The sequence below is a fragment of the Nonomuraea sp. NPDC049486 genome (assembly GCF_040676925.1).
Lineage (GTDB): Bacteria > Actinomycetota > Actinomycetes > Streptosporangiales > Streptosporangiaceae > Nonomuraea > Nonomuraea ferruginea.
This window is the reverse complement of record NZ_JBFAPV010000035.1, coordinates 1-22366: the sequence shown is the minus strand read 5'-3', so window position 1 is coordinate 22366 and position 22366 is coordinate 1. Positions and strand designations below refer to the sequence as shown.

General features: G+C 67.2%; 14 protein-coding genes. 13 read left to right on the top strand and 1 reads right to left on the bottom strand.

What is annotated here, in order from left to right:
• Positions 1 to 772: 772 nt before the first annotated feature.
• The 9 genes from AB0K05_RS44150 to AB0K05_RS44110 all read left to right on the top strand — a co-directional run bounded on the left by AB0K05_RS44150 (position 773) and on the right by AB0K05_RS44110 (position 7505).
• Positions 773 to 1960: an FAD-dependent monooxygenase gene (locus tag AB0K05_RS44150; protein WP_364237783.1), complete on the top strand. Its 1188-nt coding sequence runs from the start codon at positions 773 to 775 to the stop codon at positions 1958 to 1960.
• Entirely contained in the window at positions 1957 to 2196 is a 240-nt protein-coding gene (locus AB0K05_RS44145) for a hypothetical protein (RefSeq protein WP_219546488.1), read from the top strand. Before AB0K05_RS44150 ends, AB0K05_RS44145 begins: the two co-directional genes overlap by 4 nt.
• 74 nt (positions 2197 to 2270) lie before the next feature.
• On the top strand, positions 2271 to 2876 hold the full coding sequence (locus AB0K05_RS44140; RefSeq protein ID WP_364237780.1) for a DUF4192 family protein: 606 nt from the start codon (positions 2271 to 2273) through the stop codon (positions 2874 to 2876).
• Positions 2877 to 2966: 90 nt separating this feature from the next.
• Complete coding sequence (locus AB0K05_RS44135) at positions 2967 to 3734, top strand: hypothetical protein (protein ID WP_364237778.1); 768 nt, start codon at positions 2967 to 2969, stop codon at positions 3732 to 3734.
• Positions 3735 to 4341: 607 nt separating this feature from the next.
• Positions 4342 to 4530, top strand: a complete 189-nt coding sequence (locus AB0K05_RS44130) for a hypothetical protein (RefSeq protein WP_364237776.1) — start codon at positions 4342 to 4344, stop codon at positions 4528 to 4530.
• Between the two features lie 93 nt (positions 4531 to 4623).
• Complete coding sequence (locus AB0K05_RS44125) at positions 4624 to 5112, top strand: single-stranded DNA-binding protein (RefSeq protein WP_364237773.1); 489 nt, start codon at positions 4624 to 4626, stop codon at positions 5110 to 5112.
• A gap of 143 nt (positions 5113 to 5255) precedes the next feature.
• On the top strand, positions 5256 to 5951 hold the full coding sequence (locus tag AB0K05_RS44120; protein ID WP_364237770.1) for a hypothetical protein: 696 nt from the start codon (positions 5256 to 5258) through the stop codon (positions 5949 to 5951).
• Positions 5948 to 6667, top strand: coding sequence for a hypothetical protein (locus AB0K05_RS44115; protein ID WP_364237768.1), 720 nt, complete (start codon positions 5948 to 5950; stop codon positions 6665 to 6667). The genes AB0K05_RS44120 and AB0K05_RS44115 overlap by 4 nt, the downstream gene beginning before the upstream one ends.
• A gap of 205 nt (positions 6668 to 6872) precedes the next feature.
• A complete protein-coding gene (locus AB0K05_RS44110) occupies positions 6873 to 7505 on the top strand; it encodes a vWA domain-containing protein (RefSeq protein WP_364237765.1) in 633 nt (210 codons plus the stop codon).
• Positions 7506 to 7628: 123 nt separating this feature from the next.
• On the opposite strand, the gene AB0K05_RS44105 is transcribed toward AB0K05_RS44110, so the two are convergent.
• On the bottom strand, positions 7629 to 8069 hold the full coding sequence (locus tag AB0K05_RS44105) for a hypothetical protein (protein WP_364237762.1): 441 nt from the start codon (positions 8067 to 8069) through the stop codon (positions 7629 to 7631).
• Between the two features lie 1048 nt (positions 8070 to 9117).
• On the opposite strand from AB0K05_RS44105, the gene AB0K05_RS44100 reads away from it, so the two are divergent.
• The 4 genes from AB0K05_RS44100 (at position 9118) to AB0K05_RS44085 (ending at position 21907) form a co-directional block, all read left to right on the top strand.
• Positions 9118 to 9333, top strand: coding sequence for a hypothetical protein (locus AB0K05_RS44100; RefSeq protein WP_364237760.1), 216 nt, complete (start codon positions 9118 to 9120; stop codon positions 9331 to 9333).
• Between the two features lie 265 nt (positions 9334 to 9598).
• Positions 9599 to 13627: a MobF family relaxase gene (gene mobF, locus AB0K05_RS44095; protein WP_364237758.1), complete on the top strand. Its 4029-nt coding sequence runs from the start codon at positions 9599 to 9601 to the stop codon at positions 13625 to 13627.
• 253 nt (positions 13628 to 13880) lie between these two features.
• Positions 13881 to 21425 carry an RHS repeat-associated core domain-containing protein gene (locus AB0K05_RS44090; RefSeq protein WP_364237756.1) on the top strand — a complete coding sequence of 2515 codons (7545 nt, stop codon included), beginning with the start codon at positions 13881 to 13883 and terminating at the stop codon, positions 21423 to 21425.
• Positions 21426 to 21526: 101 nt separating this feature from the next.
• Positions 21527 to 21907 carry a hypothetical protein gene (locus AB0K05_RS44085; RefSeq protein ID WP_364237754.1) on the top strand — a complete coding sequence of 127 codons (381 nt, stop codon included), beginning with the start codon at positions 21527 to 21529 and terminating at the stop codon, positions 21905 to 21907.
• Positions 21908 to 22366 lie beyond the last annotated feature (459 nt).

The window sequence follows — 22366 nt, the reverse complement described above, 5'->3', positions numbered from 1 at the left end:
GACCAGGATTTCCGATGTCCGTCTACCGGGACCCTTCTGGCCATCTACCTGGAGTCACCTGTCCGCCGACCTGGAGTTTTAGATGGCCGCATACACCACATCAGCCAGATAGCGTCCGTGTGCTCCCCGCGCACGCGGGGATGGTCCGTCGGCTTCGATCGCTCCCCAGTAGCGTCGGATGTGCTCCCCGCGCACGCCGGGATGGTCCCAGGACGCCAATCTCCATCCGGCTCAGGACGTCGTGCTCCCCGCGCACGCGGGGATGGTCCCGGTTTGGCCTCAGCCCTTGACATCTCACCAGGGTGCTCCCCGCGCACGCGGGGATGGTCCCGACTCGGGCACGTATGGCTTGCCGGCGCGCACGTGCTCCCCGCGCACGCGGGGATGGTCAGAACGGGCCGGAAACGCTGTCTTTGATCGCCTCATCATCGCGCGCGCCAGGTGAGCTTCGGCTCGACGCGGCTGACCGCCTGGCATGCCCTGCCCAGCACGACGGTGTCCCCTTCCGGGCTTCGCAGCCTGCGACACGATCGCCGCTCCCGCAACCCTGCTCTCGCCCCCGCATAACGGGGCCTTCGGAGGGCGAGGCCTGGCGATCCAAAGATCTTTTGCTGGCGCAAAACATCTTGGAACCGCCAGACACGCACGGTTGCGGGCGCAGCTCCCCGCGTCGCTGACGGCCGCCGCCGGAAGGGGAAGCCCCGCCGCCTCGGCCAGATCGGCACCAGGCCCCCATCCGGCAGCCCATCAGCCAACCCGGCAAGGAGCTGCCATGATCTCGCTCGCCCCCGCGCGCCCCGCACCGTCCTCCCAGTCCGACGACCAGCCTGCGATCGCCATCGTCGGCGCCTCCATCACCGGCCCCACTCTGGCCCTGTTACTTCACCAGGCCGGCCTGACGAACGTCACCGTCCTGGACGCTTCCCCTCGCCTGCACGCGCAGGCCGGCGGCGTCATCGGCCTGGAGCACGCCGCCCTGGCCGCTCTCGACTCCATCGGTGTCCCGCAGCACGAGTTCGTCCCCTTTACCAGCGAACGCGTGGTCGCGGTCAAGGTCGCCGACCGTCGCGAGGCCGGCCGCACCCATACCTTCTATCCGGGCCGCTCCACCGCCTGGCACCTGATCAACACCGCGCTCCTGCAACGCCTCCCCGAAGGCTGGCTGCGCCTGGGCAGCCGCGTCCATGACCTGACCACCGGCCTCGACGGCCGCGCCCAGCTGCAGATCGCCGATGCCGATCCGATCAGCGCCGACCTGGTCGTCTTTGCCGACGGCCGCCGCTCGATCGGCCGCCGCATGCTCGACCCGGACCGCAAGCTCCGCTACGGCGGATACGTCGCCTGGCGCGGCCAAGCACCGATCCTCCTGCAGGACCTGCGCGACTACACCCGCATCGAACCGTACGGCGCGGGCTTCCACCTGTTCCCGATCCTGCAGCGCGACGGCAGCACCGCCACCGACTGGACCTTCTACCTCAACCACTCCGAGCAGGAGTTCCACGCCCTGCTGGACGCCGAACCGACCCGCCGCACCTACGTCCTCCCGCACCAGATCACCCCGTACGCCCGCGAGCACGTCACCGGCCACGCCCGGCAACTGCTGCCCACCACGGCCGCCGACATCATCGAGGCCACTCCCGCCTGGACCGCCGCCCCCATCGTCGACATCGCCCCGCCCGAGCGGATGGTCTACCCGGTAGGCCGCCACGCCCACGCCGTCCTGCTGGGCGACGCGCTGGCCCCGGTCCGGCCCAACACCGCCCGCGGCGCCAACAACGGCATCGAGCAGGCCACCTCCCTGGTCGCCGCGCTGACGCAGCACCTGCGCCACGGCGCTGACCTGCCCGTCGCCTTGGAGGGCTGGCAGCGCCGCGCCCTGCCCGCCGTCCGCGACGCGCTGGAGCTCGGCCCCAAGCTGGGCGCCGCACTCGGCCTCGGACACCATCCGGCGCCGGCATGACCGGCGACTACCGGCCGGCCCGGACCATCGAGCCGGGCTGGCTCGTCCGCCTCGCCGCCGGCGACACCCCGGCCGGTGGCGGGTGGATGCCCGTCCTGGCTCGCATCGACACCGTCAATCACCTCGGCCGGCAGCGCGTCTGGTTCCTCGGTGAAGACCGGGCCGCGTCGGCCTACGCCGACGACCTGGTCTTCAGCCGCACCCCCGACGAGGCGGCCATCGCCCACCACCCATGAGCCCTCTCGCGTCATCTCCGCCGTCCGGGGGGACCGATTCCCCGGACGGCGGCTCGATCAACAAGGAGCCCGTTATGACGTCGACCAACCTGCCCGTTCCCCAGCCGGCCGGAGACCGTGCCACATGGCTGCGGCACCTCACCCGCCGGCTCGCCACCGAACTCGCCGACCAACTGCGCGCCCAGCCGCCGACCGGCAAGATCGTGGACGAGGCGCGAACCCGTCTGCATCAGACGATCAGCCGCTACCGGGAGGGCGGCAGTGTGGATGACGCCACCGCCATCCGCCTCAGCATGGATCTGCGGATCGTCCGCGTCCGCGACGAGGCCTGGCTGGCCTCGCAGGTCGAGCCGGTCGTCATGACCGCCGTGCTGCTCGATGTGGCCGATCGGATCGAGCCCGCGTTCCTGGCCCCGGTCGGCTCACTATTGGCTTGCGCCGCGTGGAACCTGGGCGAGCGGGATGTCGCCCGTCGCGCCGTCGACAAGGTCTTGGCAAAGGAGCCCTTCTATTCGATGGCCCTGCTGCTCCAGATGGCGCTGCACTTCAATGTGCCTCCGGGCGTGCTTCGTGACCGCATGCCCACGCTCGACGAGATCGACATCCTGATGGGACCGCCCGGGCCGGGATGGCTCCAGCCGTTGCAGTGGACCCTGACCGACTACCTCGAATCCTCATGATCGCTTGTAGGGTGAGGCGTTTGCTCCCATGTCAACGAACCTCCCAGGAAGCGCCCCGTGTTACCTCGTCACCGTTCAGCCCTGCCCGCCGTGCTCGTCACCGCCTCGTACGGCGCCGCGCTGACGGTCGCCGTCGTCATCGCCTTGATCTCTGGCGACCTCGGCCCGTTGTGGTGGCTGACTCTGTTCACGACCGTGACCGAAGGCGTCGCGGCGACAGGGCAGAACGTGCTCCTCCTGGTCGTAGCTGGGCTGTTCTGGGCATGGGGGACCTGGCAGATCCTGCGCGGGCCGCTGGCGGGGCCGCCCCAGCAGGACCGGAACACCCTGTGGTTGCGCGTGGCGCTCTACGTCGCGGCGTCTACGACGTGGCTGGTTCACATCGCCCCGTCGTTGGTCTGGGCGGTTGCGTCGGTGCTCGACACTGCGGCGATGTGGGTGGTCGTGCTGCTGTTCATGCGGGTGCTGGGCGGCGACCGGCAGTACATGCGGGGCGCGGGGGTGCTCGGGTACGGCGGTTTCACCGTCATCGGCGTCCTCGACCTCGTCGGCTGGCCCGTCCCGGGTTGGGTGGAGCTGATCTGCGGCGTGGCCGTTCTGGCCTGGACGGTGCTGGTCCTGCGGGCCCAAGGGTACGACGACCGCTGGGGGACGGCGACCGTCGCGTATGGCATCGCCGCCCTGGTGGCGCCGATCTTTCTGATACTGGCGGCATTGCCGTTCCCGGACGAGACAAGCGCCGTCGAGGCTCTCGGTGTGGTCTCGAGCGTCCTGATCATGATCTGGCTGGCCAACTCCGCCCACGACCTTGCCGCCCCGCGCCACCAACCGGCAGCCCCGGCTCCGTTGGAGGCATGAGCCGACGAGCAGTCGCGTTGTCGGCCAGTCACCGTCGCGCGCGTGCCGCCTGTGATGGCCATGGTGATCGTTCATCTGGGCGATCTGAGCGCGCCGCCCCCAGGATCGTGGCGGCAAGCGATCTTCTCGCCCTCTCTTGCGCCCAGGTCGGCCTTGTTCGTGAACAACTCCGTCGCGCGGCGCACGCGCTCATGTCTACAGTGACCGATCGAGCCGCTCACCGAGCCGCTCGTACAGCGGACGCGTTCGGGCCCGGCCGAGCCCGGTGAGCACGTCGCCGTAGTCCCGTGACGGTGGCTGAGGCCGAGTGCTGATCGTGCGGTCGAATCTGACGCCGGTGGCAGGCCTTGCCGTATGTCCCTGCCGGTCACCCGCCCCACATTTCGGACCGGTCAGCCTCGCAGGCACGTTCCTCCAGGCAAGGCGGCTTTCGCTGCGCTCACCCCGTACGGTCAAGATCTTTTGGCGCAAGAGCAGGAACGGGCGCCAAAACATCTAGCCCGCACGGGGCCGCCGCCTTGCCTTCCGTCACTTCCACCTGCGTGTCCTCCCTCACCGAAACGCGGAACGGCCGCCCAGCAGGGGCACCGTACGGAAGGAGCCGGACATGCGACTCAGCCTCGACCTCCCCCTCTACGCCACCGACATCACCGCCTGCACCCGCTGCGGCAACGAGGTCACCCTCCAGCACAGCTGGAAGACCCTCGACGGTGGCCGCATCTGCCTGGGGTGCGTGGGCGAGGCCGTCGAGGCCTACCGCCAGTCCACGGTCGCCGACCACGAGATCCCCTACTAGCCCACGCGGGCGGCGGGGGACTCCGGCCCCCGCCGCCTCCCGTCCCGCCTCGTTTCGGAACCCGCCGTAACCACGCCACAAGGAGGAATCATCATGGCCGCAGGCGACACCGTCATCACCATCGTCGGCAACCTCGTCGACGACCCCGAGCTCCGCTTCACCCCGACAGGTCAGGCGGTGGCCCGGTTCCGCATCGCCTCCACCCCGCGGTACATGGACCGCCAGACCAACGAGTGGAAGGACGGCGACAGCCTCTTCCTGACCGCCAACGTCTGGCGGCAGGCGGGCGAGAACGTCGCCGAGAGCCTCACCCGCGGCATGCGCGTCATCGTCCAGGGCCGGCTCCGGCAGCGCTCGTACGAGACCAAGGACGGCGACAAGCGCACCGTCTACGAGATCGAGGTCGACGAGATCGGCCCGTCCCTGCGCCACGCCACCGCCCAGGTGAACAAGACCCGACGCAACCGCCCGAACACCCCGCCCCAGGACAACCCGTGGGAGAGCTCATCCCCCGAGCGGCAGCAGGCCAACGGCGAGCCGGTTCCCGCGGGCGCGGCGGCAGGCGACGAGCCGGACTTCTGACATTTGGCGGGTCCGCCCGGCTTCCCTCCGGGCGGGCCCCGCACCGCGCCTTCTGCGCGACCCCTTCCGCTCCGCCGTGCCTCCGGCCCAGCCACCATCTGCAGGCACGGCGGCTCTCTGTCTCCTTGTGGAGGACGTTCCCGATGATGTCTACCTCGACGTGCGCGGACCTGACGGACCTGCTGAACTTCGTCGGCGCCGTGCTCAACGACCCGGGCGTGGATCTGCGCCCCGCTCTGCTGCATGTCATCGCCGAACTGGCTCGCCTGCTCAGCGACGACATCGACGAGCGTGAGCTCGCCTCCGTGCTCGGCAACGTGCCAACGCCCGCTCCCGGCCGTCCCACGGCTTGCGGGGAGATCCTCTCCGTGCCGGGCCGCGGCCCCGCCGTCGTGCTGGTCGTCCGGAAGGGGGAGCGCTGCTCAAAGTGCGCACCGCCAACGAGATCCGCCACATCCGGCGTACGCCCGATGGGTGGGCGGACCTGTGACCTGCCGAAATCGTGCCCGTACGCCGAAGGAGGCCGATCCCGCATGTCCATGAGCGACCCCGGCGAGCACGAGCCGCTCCCGTTCGAGGGGCACATGCTTTTGACCACCGAATGCTGCCGGTGCGGCGTGCGGCCGCTCCTCGTCGATCCCGACCGTGCCGTGTCTGTCCTGATTCACCAAGCCACCGGCACCCCGGTCGACCCCGACGGCAATCCGGCCCGGCGCGGCGATCCCCTCGTACAGCGCGAAGCCCTGTGTCCCGCTTGTGTCCTGCTGTGTCGGCAGGCCATCGCGCAGGGCAAGTTCGTGTCCTGGCCCCGGAGGCCGTTGCCAGAAGAGCTCGCATGATGCGCCACGTGGTCCAGTTCTCCGGTGGCATCGGCAGCTGGGCGGCCGCTCAGCGCGTCGCGGCCGAGCACGGGACCGACCGGCTGACCTTGCTGTTCGCCGACACCCTCGTCGAGGACGACGACCTGTACCGCTTCAACCGGGACGCCGCCGCCCAACTCGGCGTCGACCTCACCGTAGTGTGCGACGGCCGCACCCCGTTCGAGGTGTTCGCCGACGTCCGCTTCCTGGGCAACGCCAGGATCGCCCCTTGCTTGTACTGGCTGAAGCAGAAGCCCTGCCGCGACTGGCTCACCGCCCACGCCGACCCGCGGACCACCATCGTCTACGTCGGCATCGACTGGTCCGAAAGACGCCGTATCCCCGGCATACAGCGGGGCTGGGCACCGTGGCGGGTGAGCTTCCCGATGGCCGAGCCGCCCTTCCTCACCCAGGGACAGATGCTCCAGGCCGCCCGGGCGCTGGACGTGCGCCCGCCCCGCCTGTACGACCAGGGCTACCGGCACAACAACTGCGGCGGCAGTTGCGTACGGGCCGGTCAGCGGCAATGGCTGCACCACCTGCGCACGCATCCCGACCGCTTCCTGCGTGCCGAGCACGAAGAGAGCCGGCTACGCGCCGAACTCGGCGACGTCGCCATCCTCAAGCGACTACGGCACGGCGTGACGCGCCCGTTGCCGCTGGCCGAGCTACGCCGCCGCGCTCAGGCCGCCTGACCTCCGCCGCTGGCTGACTTCCGGGCGGATGTCCCGTGCCGGATGGACCCGCGCTTGTTTGGGCCTACCACGGAACCCCGACGCGGGGGCGCGGCCACCAAAGCCGGGCTGGCGCGGCCGGCCCCCGCGCCTGGAACCCGTGGTCGATGCGGCCCAAGCGCGGGCCACCCCGGTCCGCCGCACCGGCCCATTGAAGGAGAACGCGGTGACCGACGACACCGCCGCCCGCTGGCGGCACATCGAGATCGTCCTGGACCGCTCCGGGTCCATGCATCCGATCATGGCCCAGACCGAGGCGGGCCTGCGCGCCTTCCTGGAAGCGCAGCGGGAGGTGCCCGGCCGCACCACCGTCACCCTGTACCAGTTCGACGACGTCGGCGAGCTCGTCTTCAGCAACGTGGAGCTGGCGGAGGTGCCGGAGATCCGGCTGCAGCCGCGCTCCGCCACCGCCCTGTTCGACGCGGTCGGCGACACCATCGAGCGGGCCCGCACCTTGGTGCTGGCATTGCCCAAGCCGGAACGCCCCGATGAGATCATCACGGTCATCCTGACCGACGGCGCGGAGAACTCCTCCCACCGCTACGACGCGCCGCGCCTGCGGGCCTGGATCGAGGACCTGCAGGCCAAGAAACGCAAGTGGGTGTTCGTCCTGCTGGGCGCGGGCTCCTACGTAACCAGGCTCGCCGGCATGCTCGGCATCCGGCAGGAGACCACCATCCACTACGATCACGACCTCAGCCAGACAGCTCTGTCCACCGTGGGCGAGATGGTCCGCCGGGGCAGCCGCAGCGGCCGGTACGGCTTCACCGACGAGGACAGGACCGCCACCCGGCACTGAGCCTCAGGGTGTGCTGGCGGCCGCGATCACCAGCGGCCGTCCAGCATGCCCCCGCTCCACACCGCTGATATGGCAGCCCTTCTCAGGGTGCCAGGGGTGCGGCATCCGGGCAGTTTCGGGCTTTCAGCCCTTGTCCGTGTCGGCGCCCAGCTCGACGCCCAGCCTCTCCAACCGGGAGCGGATGGCGCCGCGGCTGCGGCCGAAGACCTGCATCAGATCCCGGATGGTGGTACCAGGAGCCGCGGCCAGGTCCTTGAGCCGCTGGTCATCGTCGGGAGTCCAGGGGCGGTGCGAGTTGCTGTGCGTGTGCCGCCGCTCCTGCAGCGTCGGTGTCCGCCGGTTTCCGGCGAGCGCGGCCTGGCCGCCGGCCAGCAGCTGGACGAGCACCGGCAGGTGGGCCGCCGGGATGGGCTCGGCTGTGGTGAAGTCGGCGAGTAGTTGGCCCTCGGCGTCGTTGCCGCGCATCTCGATGTGCAGCCGGTCACCCTCGACGGTCAGGGTCAGCTCGTAGCGGTGGCCGTCCTGGTCGGCATGCAGACGTACCTGGGACAGGGAGGCGGGCACGGGATCTCCTTCGAGGCAGGCGGGGCGAAGGGCTCACGGACGCGGCCGACCACGGTGGCGCCCGGCTGGCGCCGCCCGTCCTCTCCCGGACGGCCAGTTCATGATCTCAAAGCGCTTGAGCTTCACTCACCTGATTATCGAACAGATGCGCCAGAAGGTCTCACCCATAATCACAGGGGAAGCCGCGCCATGAGCGATCAGGCAAGCCCGCTGCCTGGCGGGGAGGACTGGTTATCCGGACCGGCTGGCCGCCGTACCGCGGCCGGCCAGTATCGGGGCGCTTGAGGCTGCGCTCTTCCCTCGTCGCTCAGTCGCTTCGCTCCATCGCTCCTCAGTCCAGAGCACAGCCCGCCCCTCCAGGCCGGCCGCTTCTACCGCGCGCCGCCGTACTTCTGTCCGCTGGGCGCCGTCGTCACTACTCGCCGACCCGGACCTACCTCGCCGCAGCGGGCGCGGCAGCCAGCCTTTCCGCGCACAGGGCGCTCGCTACGCTCGCGTCGCCCACGATCGGCCTGCGGCCGACCCCGTGCGCGGCGCGCTCCACGTCGGCTTCACGGAGGCTTCGCTGGCGCTCCGCCTCCGTTACGCCTCCGCTCCGCGCGTTACCCCGCCGTCCCCCTCCGTTCCCGCCGCCGAGGCCCGAACCATCCCTTCAGCGTGAGCCAGACCGCACGGTCGGCACCGGCCGGAAGTCTTTCCACTGACCAGCTCGTCCCTGAGGCGCACGCGACGAGGTGCGAGCCGTGCGGTCTGGTCAGGCGCTTTCGGCTCATCCCAAGCCCGGCCTTGGCCTCGAACACGGCCGTCTGTTTGCGGCTCGCTGGCGCGCGGGCGGCATCTCCGCGTCCCCCGGGCTGGTGTCCCGAGCCAGGCCAGCCTCGCAGGCCGTCACTGCGGACAACCCGCCCCTTTCAAGATCTTTTGCTGCGCAAAACATCTTGACGGGCAAGTTGTCCTTCGCTCCTTCGCCTGCGAAGTCGCCCTTGCCGGGACACCCAAGGCGGGCGCCGCTCACGCAAGCGCCCCCTTCAGCAGACAGGAGCCTTTCATGCGCAACGTCTTCCTCCGCACCATCGCCCTCGATTGGGGCACTCTCATCGCCGCAGCGGGTATTGCCCTCGGCGTTCTCGTACTCGTCGGGTTCGGCGCCGCCGTAGTCAGTATCCAGCGCGACGACCGGCGTGGTGTTCCTGCCGCCTGTCCGACCTCCCCGCGCAGGTTCAGGCGGCGCGTGCTGGGCACCCACACCCCGTCCGACCGATAAGCGGGAGCCGGCCGTGTGCCTGGCGAGGGCGCGGAAGCACACGATCTCGGGGAATCCGCGCCCCTATCCCATCCCTCATCCCGCAGGTGAGTACACCGCGGCGAAATCCTTACCTGCCGCCAACCCACCTGCAACCAGCATGATCTTGACGATCTATCTCATTTCTCCGCAACCTGATCATGTCCTTGGACCAAGGTATCTGCGATGTTCGCGCCTGGTCCGCAGCCGTGCCGGCCGCCAGAGGAGGTGGATCACCTTGGCTTGGGTGAGCGTGATCGGACCCTCCATGGAACAGGTGGAGTACCGGCTGCAGGACGGCGCCGGATGCGGTGCGCACCGCGATGACGGCCAGGCCCAGGGCACGCCCCAGCAACCGCACGAGCAGCTCACCTACCGGCTGGCCGACGAACGCGGACTGATGTGGATCGGCCAGGGCCTGCACGAGTTCGGGATCATCCCGCAGACCCCGCTCACCCCCGACCAGTACGCGACGGCCCGCGCGCTGATGGACGGCGTCCATCCCCTCAGCGGTGAGGTCCTGGTGCCCGCCAAGCACGAGGTCGACCCCCGCGCCAAGCTGCCCGCCGCACCGCTCCTGGCGGCGTTGGAAGCGGCCGCGGCCGAGCAGGGCACCACGGTGCAGGAGCGGTTATCCGGCAGGCCCGCGGTGGCCCGGCGGGTGGCTCGCATGGCGCGCGGCATCGCTCGCCAGGGCGAGGCCCATCTCATGACGGTCACCGAGATCGAGCAGGTCGCCCGCGCCGCCGGCGTCGACGTGGGGGAGGCGTACACAGCCGACGAACTGGCTGTCGCGCGCCGGTGGTGCAAGTCCCGGGTACGCGTCGGCAACCGCGGCTACGACCTGACCCTGGACGTCACCAAGAGCCTGTCGGTGCTGTACGGGCTGGCCGGAAGAGAGTTCGCCGCCGAGCTCGAGACGGTGTTCGCCGACGCCGTGGTCGAGACGGTGGGCGCGGTGGAGGGCTGGGCCGCCTACGGTCTGCGCGGCCACCAGGGCGACGGCCAGGTAGCCGATCGGGAGGAGTCGACCGGGCTGCTCGGATGGGTGATGTGGCACCGTACCGCCCGGCCGGTGGACGGCGCGGCACCCGACCCGCACCTGCACGCCCACGTGACTATCGCCAACATGGTGCGCGGCCGCGGCGACGGCCGGTGGTCGGCGATCGCTTCCGGCGGTCGGGACATCCACCGGCACGCGCACGCCGCCGACGCCCTGCTTAAGGCCCGCATCCGCCGCGTGCTGACCGAGCGGTACGGCATCTCCTGGATCCGGGACCCGCACACCGGCGCGTGGGAGATCGCGTCCATCCCCGAGCAGGTACGCGTCCTGTTCTCCAAGCGGGACGGGCAGGTCAAGGCATTGCTGGCCCGGCTCGGCAAGCCCTACGACGAGGCCTCGCGCCAGGCCCGCAAGGTGGCTTCCGCGGAAAGCCGCCAGCGCAAACAGGACGACACCGACGAGGTCGACCTGCGGGCGGACTGGCGCCGCCAGCTCGCAGCCGAGGGCATCGACGCGGACACCCTGGTACGAACCTGTCGACAGGGCGGTGAGCTGCCGCCGCGGCCGAGCGCGGAGCAGATCGCCGCCTGGATCTGGCGCGCCGGAGGAGGGCTGACCGCGCATCGCAAGGTGGTGACCCGCGCCGATGTGCTGGCCGCGGTCATCGACGCGCTGCCCGACGGAGTGGCCGGCGTAGCCGAGGCTGAGGCGCTCACCGACGAGGTCCTGCGGCACGCCCCCGCCGTGGAACTACCGGAATCCGGGGCGAGCCACCTGAGCAACGCGGAGCGTTTCACCTCCAAGGACGTCCTGGACGCCGAGAACGCGATTCTGGCCAGTGTACGGAGCAGGTACGGCAGCGGCGTGGCCGTGCTCGACGCCGAGACGGTACGCATGGCCATCGACGCCTTTGAGGTCGGCAACGCCGTGGAGCTCTCCGGCGAGCAGCGCGCCGCTGTGGAGCGGGTGCTGATGGCTGGGCACGGTGTGGAGGCGATCACCGGGGTGGCCGGCGCAGGCAAGACCACGCTCATGGCGGCCGTCAAGACCGCGTTCGAGGCGCGCGGCCTGGTGGTGCGCGGCGCGGCCACCGCCGCGGTGGCGGCTGCCAACCTGACCGCCGAATCCGGCATCACCTCCCACACCGTCGCCGGCTGGCTGCGCCGCATCCGCGACCCCGACCGGCGAGGGCTGCGCGGGGTGGACGTGCTGGTGGTCGACGAGGGCGCGATGGTGGACGATCGCGAGCTGGCCGTGCTGCTACAGGAGGCCGAACGCAGGGGCACCAAGGTCGTGCTCGTGGGCGACCCGCTTCAACTGCGCGCGGTCGGCGTCGGCGGCGGCTTCGGCGCGGTGCACCGCCAGATCGGCGGGCTGATGCTGCGGCACAACCGCCGCCAGCGGGACCCGCTGGAACGCAAAGCCCTGGAGCTGTGGCGGGCCCACCAGCGGGGTGAGGCCCTGCACGTGTGGAGCCAGGGTGAGCGGGTGCGTTCCGGGCGCGGCGCCGACGACACCATGGCCCGGCTGATCACCGACTGGACGCACGCGAGGCAGCCCTATCGGACCGGCGACCGCGAGGCGGTGCACGACGAACTCGCCGACGTGCTCGTCCTGGCCGGCACCAACGAAGCCGTCGAGCGGCTCAACCTGGCGGCTCGGGCTCTGCGGCGTGAGCTCGGCGAGATCACTGGGCCGGAGCGCGCCTACCGGGTCGCCGGTGGCCGCAGCATCGCTCTGGCGGTCGGGGATCACGTCCGCGTACGGCGCAACGACTACCGGGCCCGCCGCGGTGAGGGCGAGCTCAACGTGCTCAACGGTTACCGCGGCATGGTGGTGGCCATCGACGCGCGCGATCAGGTGCAGGTCGAGTGGCGTCACACCGGCCCGGACGGGCCCGCCCTGGTGACCGAGTGGATCAGTCGGCGGTTCATCGCCGAGGGCGGTCTGTCGTACGGGACGGCGATGACGGTGGCCGCCGCTCAGGGGCTGACGGCCGAGCACGCCTTGGTCTACGGCATGGGCCTGGACCCGCACACGCTGTACTCGGCGATGGCCCGCGACCGTGCCACCGCCCGCTTGTACCTGCCGCTGGAACTGCTGGAAACCGACGCCGACCGGGCACGTCACGGCGAGGTCAGGGGAGCAGATCACGAACTGCAGCGGGCGATGGAAGCCTACGCCGCCACCCTGGAAGGCGACCGCAGCGACAAGCTCCTCACGCCCGAGCCCGAGCCGGTCGCCCCACGCTCGGCAGGCGAACGCCAGCCTGGAATCAGGCGAGACCGGGACAACCAGCGTGACACCGGCCGGCAGGTGTCTCGCGTTGACGAGGTCACTTCGGAGCCTGGTGATGGCCGGTCGCAACGCGATGCTGAGCGTAAGGCGCTGGTCGCGGTGCGGCGGGCGGCGGCTGCGCTGGCCTTGGCGCAGTCGCAGTACGGGGTGGGGTTGCTCGCGGAGGGCGAACTGCACAGGCGCCTGCACGAGCTGAACCGGCAGATCACCGCTGCCGAAGCCGATCTCCGGGCCGCCGAGCGGGATCGCCGGCGCTTCGCCAAAGCCGGCAGCGGCCCTGTCGAGACTCAGCTGATCGCCAAGCGGGATCGTTTGAACGAGCAGGCCCGAAGGATCGAGGCAGCGTCATCGGCCGCTGGGCGACTACGTCGGGCGATCGCAGCGGTGACGGACAGCCGAGAACTCGATGAACTCCGTCAGCGTGAGCATGACCTCGTCGGTGAACTCGGCGCGCTGCGACCATGGGAACGATCACGCCGTCGCGAGTTGGAAGCCGCCCTGAGGGGGGTGGATGAACAGCGGACGCAGGTGCGGCAACGACGTGACGCTCTCGTCGGGAGTATGCCGGAGCTGTGGCAGGCCGCCCAGGAGGCGGCTGAACAGGCACCACCGAAGGTCACTTGGCCGCTGGTACGGCGCCGTCGTGATGACCTGGATCGAGACTTCGCCGCTGCGCAACGTGGTGCTCGTGCCCAGGATGTGGTTGATGCCGAGCGGCGGGCGGAGGCCGCTCGCGGACACCGAGTGCTGTTGCGGCGGGAGCATGCTGCTGTGGAGCAGGAAGTCGCCCGGCGTAGGACGCTGTCTCCTGAACGGCGCGGTGTTGAAGATGCCGTCCGCTTGGAGCATGCCGCGGAGGCTCGTTCAGGGAGAAGCGTAGACCAGCCTGGTAACCGTCATGCTGAACGTGAGATGGAGAAATACCGTTTGCCCGACCGGGAAGAAGCAAGCCGCGATCAAGGGCACGATAGGTGACTGGTCCGTGAGCATGGGTAAGTCGCATTCCGCGACTGTATGATCACTAATTTCGCTCTTGTCGAGTGATCATGCAAAAGTTACGCTTTGCCCGTTTGCTATACAGCTCCGAGCCGGACGAGCCGGGCGTCCCATTACCTGCCGGTCGGATGGGGTTGACGGTCGGCGTCCTTGATGCCTCGTTGGGTTCGGAGTGTGACGGCGTATGCGCCGGACATTGTCATGGGCTCGTTCGGCATGGTTCGTCTCATTCATGCTAGTGGCATTGCTACCAGGGCTGTTTACGCTTTCCGTTGGTCCAGCACAGGCCGATTCACTGGTCGCGGCTTCGGGCCATGTCGAGCAAGCGGAATTAGTCATACCGAAACAGATGATGGGTACGAGCGTCGTTCTGCCGGAGGTGGTGAGCGGCTCGGCCACTCGTGCCGAGAACGATGCTGAGCCACACGAGGACACCCCGCAAGCGCCGGTGCGAGGCGCTCTGCCGTTGGAGGATCGGCTTCCCCGGGCACAAGGGACCGCATCGAGGGAACTGCCGTCCGGTGTCACACGAGCCGAGCAGCGCGAGCAGGAGATCCTGGGCTGGCCACTGATCGACGACGTGTATCCGGAGCATGGAACACTCGTGGGGACGGTGACGCCGCTCCTCACAGCCGAGGCGACCAGCTTGGGCGGGGGCACCCAAGGAGATTTCGACTTTTTCTATAACGTGTGTGAAGTCCTGGAAGAGGAGGACCCGGATTTTGAGAATCCGCCGCCCACTCCGGAGTGCTTCCAGTCCGGCAGGCGACGTGGGGAGAACACATGGCGTGTCCCTGCGGGAAATCTCAAGTGGGGTCAGGAATACAAGTGGCGGGTGCGCGTCGTCGACCCCGAAAGCGGTGACTCAGACCAGAGCGACGAGCAGTCGTTCACCACTGGCGCCCGCCAACCATTGAGCAGTTCGCTCCTGGGATCGGGAGGATCCAAGGAGTTCTCCCCAATCCTCGGGAATTACACGACGACCGTGACGGACGCGCAAATTTCTGCAGCCGGTCCCCCTCTCGCCGTGACCCGTACTTACAACAGCCTGGATGCCCGGACGGATGGAATCTTCGGCGCGGGTTGGACAACCGTCTGGGACATGAAGCTGGTGGAGGAACCCGACGGGCTCCTGGCTCACTATCCAGATGGCCGTCGGGTGCGCTTCGCCGACAAGGGCGACGGCAGTTATCAACCGCCTCCTGGCATGCACGCCAAACTCGCCGATGTGGACGGCGGCGGCTGGCGCCTCATGGACAAGTCGTCGACCAGCTTCTACTTTGACTCATCGGGTCGTCTGCTGCGGATATCTGACGCACGCGGCCGGGAGCAGATGCTGGAGTACGGCAGTGACGGCAAGCTAAGCCGGGCCACGGCCACTGGAGGACGGTCTCTGCACTTCACTTGGTCGGGCTCACGGGTGGCGTCCGTATCCACCGACCCGGTGGACGGAGAGAGCGCCACCTGGACCTACAGCTACAGCGGCGACACTCTCACCTCGGTCTGCGCCCCGATCGCGGCGCCGAACTGCGCGACCTACACCTACCAGGACGGGTCACGCTACAGAGGACTGGTCCGCGATTCCGATCCGGTCGGTTACTGGCGGCTTGGAGACGCTCAGCACGAGCCGGCCGCCAACGAGGGCAGCGACGGACGCGCCGGTATCTACACGAGTGTCACCGTGGGCCGCCCTGGAGCTTTGGGAGGCAGCGCGGACACCGCCGGGGGCTTCACCAAGTCGCATGTCGCACTGCCGTTCTACCTGCTGGCCCGGCTCCGGGACAGAGTGTCGATCGAAGGCTGGTTCAAGACCTCGCAGAACGGCATCATCTTCTCCGCCGCCGAGTTCGGATACGAATTCGGGGCCACGAAGCCCGTCTTGTATGTCGGTACCGATGGACGGCTGCGCGGCCAGCTGGGCGACATCAGAAACAGCAGCGGGTCGTGGGTGTACACGCCGATCACCAGCTCCAACCCGGTCAATGACGATCAGTGGCACCATGTCGTGCTGAACGTCAATGGCTCACACCAGCAGCTTTTTCTGGACGGCCAGCCGGTGGGCGAGCTCAACGGGGCTCTCTACCCTGAGTATCGTTCGTATGCCTACATCGGCAGTGGTGACCGCGCCAGCCGGTGGTCCATTGATGTGCCCGGGGGGCCCAACACCAGTGGTGCCTTCGCTTTCAAGGGCTCGATCGATGAGTTCGCCGTTTACGGCAATCCTCTTACCGGCACAGAGATCCAGGGACACTACGCGGCTCGTGTCGTGGCGCCGAACAAGCTGCAGAAGATCACTCGGCCCTCTGGGCGGGTCTGGGCGGAGAACACCTACGACACCGCCACTGATCGTCTCAAGACGCACACCGACCGTCATGGAGGGACGTGGCAGCTCGGTGAGCCGGGCACGGACTGGATCACCAAGGTCGCCACTGTCAAGGTCACCGATCCGCGTAATGGCACGGCGACCTATGCATACGACGAATGGCGTGGCAACCGCGTCGTCTACGAGATCGACCAGGACCTGCACAAAGCCGAGTACGCGTACGACACCGGCGGCTACCTGAGCAAGGTGACAGATCGAAACGAAAACGTCACCCGGCAGTACAACGACGAACGCGGCAACGTTCTCAGCGTCAGGACCTGTCGGACATCCAGCACGTGTCATCGGCAATACGCCACGTATCACGTGAACGAGGATGACGAGTTCGATCCGCTGAACGACCGCCAACTGACTTATCGAGACGCGCGTTCGTCGGGCGAGACGGACAACCGATATCTCACCAAGATCGAGTACAACGGGTACGGCGAGCAGATCAAGGAAACTACTCCGGCCACCCCCGACTTCCCCAACGGCCGATCGATCTCGGTGGCGTACACCGACGGGACCGAGCCGGCCGTTGACGGTGGAACGGTGCCGGCCGGACTGCTGAAGACCTGGACCGACCCGAAGAACAACATCTGGGCGATGCGTTACACGGCATCGGGTGACCTCGGGGAGCAGATCGAGCCGACCGGGCTCGTGAGCCGGTTCGAGTACGACGCCCTTGGCCGCGTCACATCAAGCAGCCAGATCTCGCAAGCCCACCCCGATGGCGTGAAGACCACGTTCGCCTACGACAACGTCGGCAGGCCACTGACCCAAGTCGGGCCGGGGGTGAAGAACGAGATCAGCGATGTGACGCACACGGCTCAGATCCGCTACACCTACGACCCGGACGGCAACAAGCTCACCGAGACCGTCGCCGACCTGACGGGTGGCGACCCCGAGCGCACCACCACGTACACCTACGACGACCACGGCAACGGGGAAACCAGCATGGGCCCCGAGGGCGGCGTTGTCCGTAGCACCTGGAACAACCTCGGTCTGGTCGACACGATCACCAACGAAGTCGGCTCAACCTTCGGCCACACCTACACCAAGCGTGGAGAGCTGGCCACCCGCACCCTCAAGAACTGGACGGGCAGCCCCGTCAACCCGCAGCCGGCCACGGAGATCGTGCTGGAATCGCGCTCCTACGACGCCGGCGGTCGCCTCGCGGCCACCGTCCTCGCGACCAACGCCAATGGGACGGGCCGTAAGACCTCTTACAAATACCTCGGCGACAACCTGCTCTCAGAGGTCATCGCTGATGATGTCAAGCTCAACGGTTCGACCACGCCCAGGGACGTCAGCCTGGAGAAGAACACGTACGACGCCGCGGGCAACCTCACGCTCAAAGTCACGGGCGGCGAGGAAGACATCCGCACTGGCTATGAGTACGACGCGGCTGGCAGGCTCACCTCCACCTCCCTCGACCCCAGCTCGCTCAACAGGCGGACCGTCTTCGAGTACGACGCCAACAACTTGGCGACGAAGGAAACGCGCACGGGCGCCGGCAGTACCCGCGAAGAGATTGTCAGCTACGCGTACAACGCCGTGGGCATCAAGACGCGCCAGACGGTCGAGAACGGGGACCAGGACCTCATCACCTCGTGGACCGTGGACGACCGCGGCCTGGTCACAGCGGCGACCGATCCACGAGGCAACGCGGACGGTGCGACAGCGGCGGACTTCACCGTCGACAACCGCTACGACGCGCTCGGCCGCCTCATCGAGGCCAAGGCGCCGGCCGTTCAGGTCGAGAAGGCGGGTACGGCAGCGACCAGCGCGAGGCCGGCTGTCCGCTCCGGCTACGACACGTCCGGCAACCAGACGCACCAGGTGGATGCGGAAGGCCGAACTGTCACCACGGCCTACGACAAGGCTGGACGAGTCGTGACAATGACGTCTCCCGCTTACACCCCACCAGGTGGCACAGCGGTCACACCGAGCATCACTCATCAATATGACCCTGCGGGACGCCTCGTTAAGACCACCGACCCGCGCGGTTACGACACCTCCTTCGAGTACGACGCCCTTGGCAACCTTGTACGCACGACCGACCCAGGCCCATCGGGACCGGGCGGTGTCTCAGTCGCGGAGTACGACCTCGTAGGCGAGCAACTGGCAGCCGTGGACCCCACCGGTGCCCGCATCCAGACGACCTACGATGACCTCGGCCGTAAGATCACCCAGACCGAGATCGAGCGCAGGCCGACCAACGCGGCATTCACCACCACGTACGCCTACAACGACGCCAGCATCCTGACCAAGACTGTCGCGCCCGGGCCCGGCAACAAAACCACCTCGTACGTGGTCAACGCCGCCGGCGAGGTCACCTCGGCGACCGACCTCGCCAACAACACCACCACGAACACCTACGACCTGGCGGGCCGGCTGCTGCGGGTGCGTGACGCCACGCTCAACGCCACCGCCACCAGCTACGACCTGGCCGGTCGCCCCATCGAGGTCAAGGACCTCAACAGCTCCGGCATTACCCTTCGCACGGTCGGCCTCGGCTACGACCTGGCTGGCAACATGATCAGCGAGACCTCCGCCGAGCAGCACACCATCCGCCACGCCTACGACGCGCTCAACCGGCTCACCAGCCTCACCGAACCGGTCAAGACGAACGAAGAGATCGTCACCCGCTTCGGCTACGACGCCGCTGGCGCCCGCACCCGGCTCACCGACGGCCGCGGCAATACCACCTGGACCGCTTACAACAGCCTCGGCCTCGTCGAGCGCGTCATCGAACCGGCGACCACCCAGCATCCGAGCGAGGCCGACCGTACCTGGACCTACGGCTACGACCAGGTCGGCAACAACACGACGATCCTGCAGCCGGGCGGCGTCCGCATCGACCGCGCGTACGACCACCTCAGCCGCCTCATCCAGGAGAGCGGCGCAGGCGGCAGTGCCGCTACCGCCGAGCGCACCTTCGGCTACGACCCTGCCGACCGCCTGACGACGGTGGGTGACTACACGCTCGAGTACAACGACCGCGGCCTCCTCTCCAAGATGACGTCGCCGTCGGGCCAGCCCATCACCATGGCCTACGACGCCAACGGCAACCTCACCCAGCGAGTGGACGCCGCCGGCACCGCGAACTTCACCTGGGACAACGCCAACCGTGCCGCCACGGCGAGCGACCCTGTCACCGGCCGTACCTGGACCTACGGCTACGACAAGGCCAACCGCGTCACGAGCCTGACCTCCGCGAACCCGGCCAACACCCACTCCATCATTTACGACGACATGGGCCGCGCCACGTCCCAGACCTTGAAAACTGGCTCCGGCAGCGAGTTGGCCAAGATCACTTATGGCTGGGACCTAGACGACAACCTCACCACCAAGACCACAACCGGTTTGGCAGGGTCGGGCACCAACACCTACGGCTACGACCACGCCGGCCGCCTGACCTCCTGGACCGCCCCCGGCGGTGCCACCACCGCTTATGAGTGGGACGCCGCAGGCAACCGCACCAAAGCCGGCAGCGCTACCTTCACCTACGACGAACGCAACCGCCTCACCTCCGGCGACGGCACCGACTACACCTACACTCCTCGCGGCACCCTGGCCGGTCAGACCAAGAACAGCACCACCACCTCCTACACCTTCGACGCCTTCGACCGGCTGATCGCCGACGGCGCCAGCCTCTACAGCTACGACGCCCTCAACCGCATGACCAGCCGCATCCGCGGCACCACCAACCAGACCTTCGCCTACTCCGGGCTGGGCAACGACCTGGCCGCGATCAGTGCCGGCGGCACCGTGCAAGCCAGGTACAGCCGGGATGTCTTCGGAGCCCTGCTCGGCCTGCAGGAAGGCGGCGCGGCTGCTGTGGCCGCCCTGTCGGACCTGCACGGTGACCTGGTCGCCACGTTCACCACATCCTTGGCCACCAGCACCAGCTACGACCCGTTCGGTGCTGTCGCTGCCCGGACCGGCGCCGCCACCACACTCGGGTACCAGGGTGAGTACACCGACCCGGACACCGGCAAGGTCAACATGCACGCTCGCTGGTACCAGCCCGGTACCGGTACCTTCGCCAGCCGCGACACCGCCACCCTCACCCCGAACCCGTCCGTGCAGGCCAACCGCTACACCTACGCCAACGCCTCACCCATGACGGGCATCGATCCGAGCGGCCACTTCACCCTCTCCGCCGGCGTGGGCTCCAGTGGTGGCTCAGGCTTTACAGGATCCTGGTGCAGCAGTGGCTACCTGTGCTTGGGAACGGGAGGCGGCGGCACCCTCCCCGCTGCTCCCAGGACTCCTGGCCCAGGCTGGGGCGATGTCATGGAGTACGTCGGCGGGGGGATTCCGTCCGGAGGCTGCATTCAAATCGGCAACACCTGCTCCGAGACGTACATGAGTTCGCTATGGTGGACCGCCTATATCAACTCCCCCGGCTACGACTACTACTCCAACCCGCTAATGTCGGATGAGGAGGCCAAGCGCATGGGGGTCATGAACAATGGTCGCCCTCTGGTCAAGGGAATGGAGGACTTCTGGCAGGCTAGTGAGGCCCACCGAATGGAGTTCATGGCAAACTATTCGGCCGTTGCCGACGATGCCTCCCTTTATCTACTGTGGCTCCTCATCACTCTTCCGGAGGCACAAAACGTAGCTGGAGCAGCCAGCGGCTCCAGTTCTATCCCAGATCCCGGATGTGAGCCTGCAGGCAGCGACAAATGTAAGCTCTTTTTTGAGACACACCATATAAAGGGCAAGAAGTGGGTTGCCAACAAACCGGTTAAGCCGCCAAAAGTTACCAACAAAAAACTGCAATCCCTGCTAGCGGCAATCTATGAAACAGACAAAGTGAGAGGCGGGGTTGTCGGAAATGGTAAACTAGGTGCTGCCCTTGAATTCGAACTCAGAACGGGACTGAAAATTAAGGGCATCTACCACGCCAACAAGGCCGCCTCGTCTGCTAGTGCATTGGCGAAGCTGCTGGAGGAGCATCGCAAGGGTACAATCAAGCTATCTCCAAGTGACAAATTTCACGCAACTAGAGAATTTGCAGAGATTTGGAAGGTGCTCAATCGTGCTGATTATCATCCGGCAGTAGAAAAATTCTTCGCAGCAAATCCAGCTCGACTAAAGGAGTTCAATAATGCCATCGCTAACACGATGAAGACCGAGGCAGTAAAGGTGGTAACTGGGCAAGTGTTTCGTCCGCGCCCTGGGCAGCAGCGAAATCCTAATGCACAGAACCAGCATGTTCCGGGGCAGGGGAAGCAGCCGTCTGGATTCTTGCGGGGAATGGTCAAGCTAGGCAACGCGGCGGGCGCGTTGGGAAATCTGCTCTGGGTTCTAAGCAGTGTTTCATGTGCTAGTGACGCCCAATGCGCCAGGAGTTATATGCGCGAACAATATGGCTTGCCCAGCAGAGAAAATTCGATTGCATAAGATCTTCGGGCATGGGGTGGTGTGGAGGGTTTGGCCTGCTACACCGCAGGTCTACTTCCCCGAGTTCTCGGTGCAGCTATGTGAGAGGCTCAACGATCGACATGGACAAATTCAACCTCGATGACTTCGTTAGTCTAGAAGAGCTAATTGAGCGAGCTAGGGAGATCATCTGGAAGGCAATGCCTACCGCTAGAGAGCCCATCAAGGCACTAGAAGCACAGGCTGAGGAAGACGGGATGAGTGTTGGCCTGTTCGATTACCTGCTAGAGATCGTGGCGGAAGTATTCGAGCCTGCCGTTGAAGAAGACAATAAAGAAGTTATCGAGGCCTTCTTTGGGATGTGTGAAGGTCTTCTCGGACTGAACAGTTCTCTTCTCGAAGAGAACGTCGACGATCTGGTAGCGAAAGTCCTGATTAGACACCATCCAACTCTGATCTCGCAGAGCGGATTGCGACTACAAGAACTTATCGCTACACATTGAGGTTATTTCGTGCACCTAGTACGGCAGTCTCTATTCGTCCATTGAGCTGGGATTACGTTGTAGCCAAGCGGGCGCGTTTGTGGAACCAGCGGGCTCGGGCCTGATGACGGCGGCGCCAGGCTGACCAATGGGCGGTGTGTACGTAGCTGCCAGGAGGCCCGGTAGCAGGCTGGCGGCTTCGTCTGGAAACGGGCGGGGCCGAAGCCCAGCGTCAAAGGCCCTTCAAGGGGAAGCAACGATGCCGTCCGTAGCATGAAGCGAAGCCTGCGGCGTCGTTACTCAGCCTGGATACACCGCGCGGAATGTGACTTAATCGCCGTGAAATGAGAGGAGGTGCCCTGCGACCTGGGATGATGGGAGTTCTCTAAGTGAGTGTTTGAGATCGATGATCTTCGTCAGTCGCAGACGATTCTGGCTTGTCGCCGAACAGGACCCCTGTGAGTGAGACGGCGGGCCATA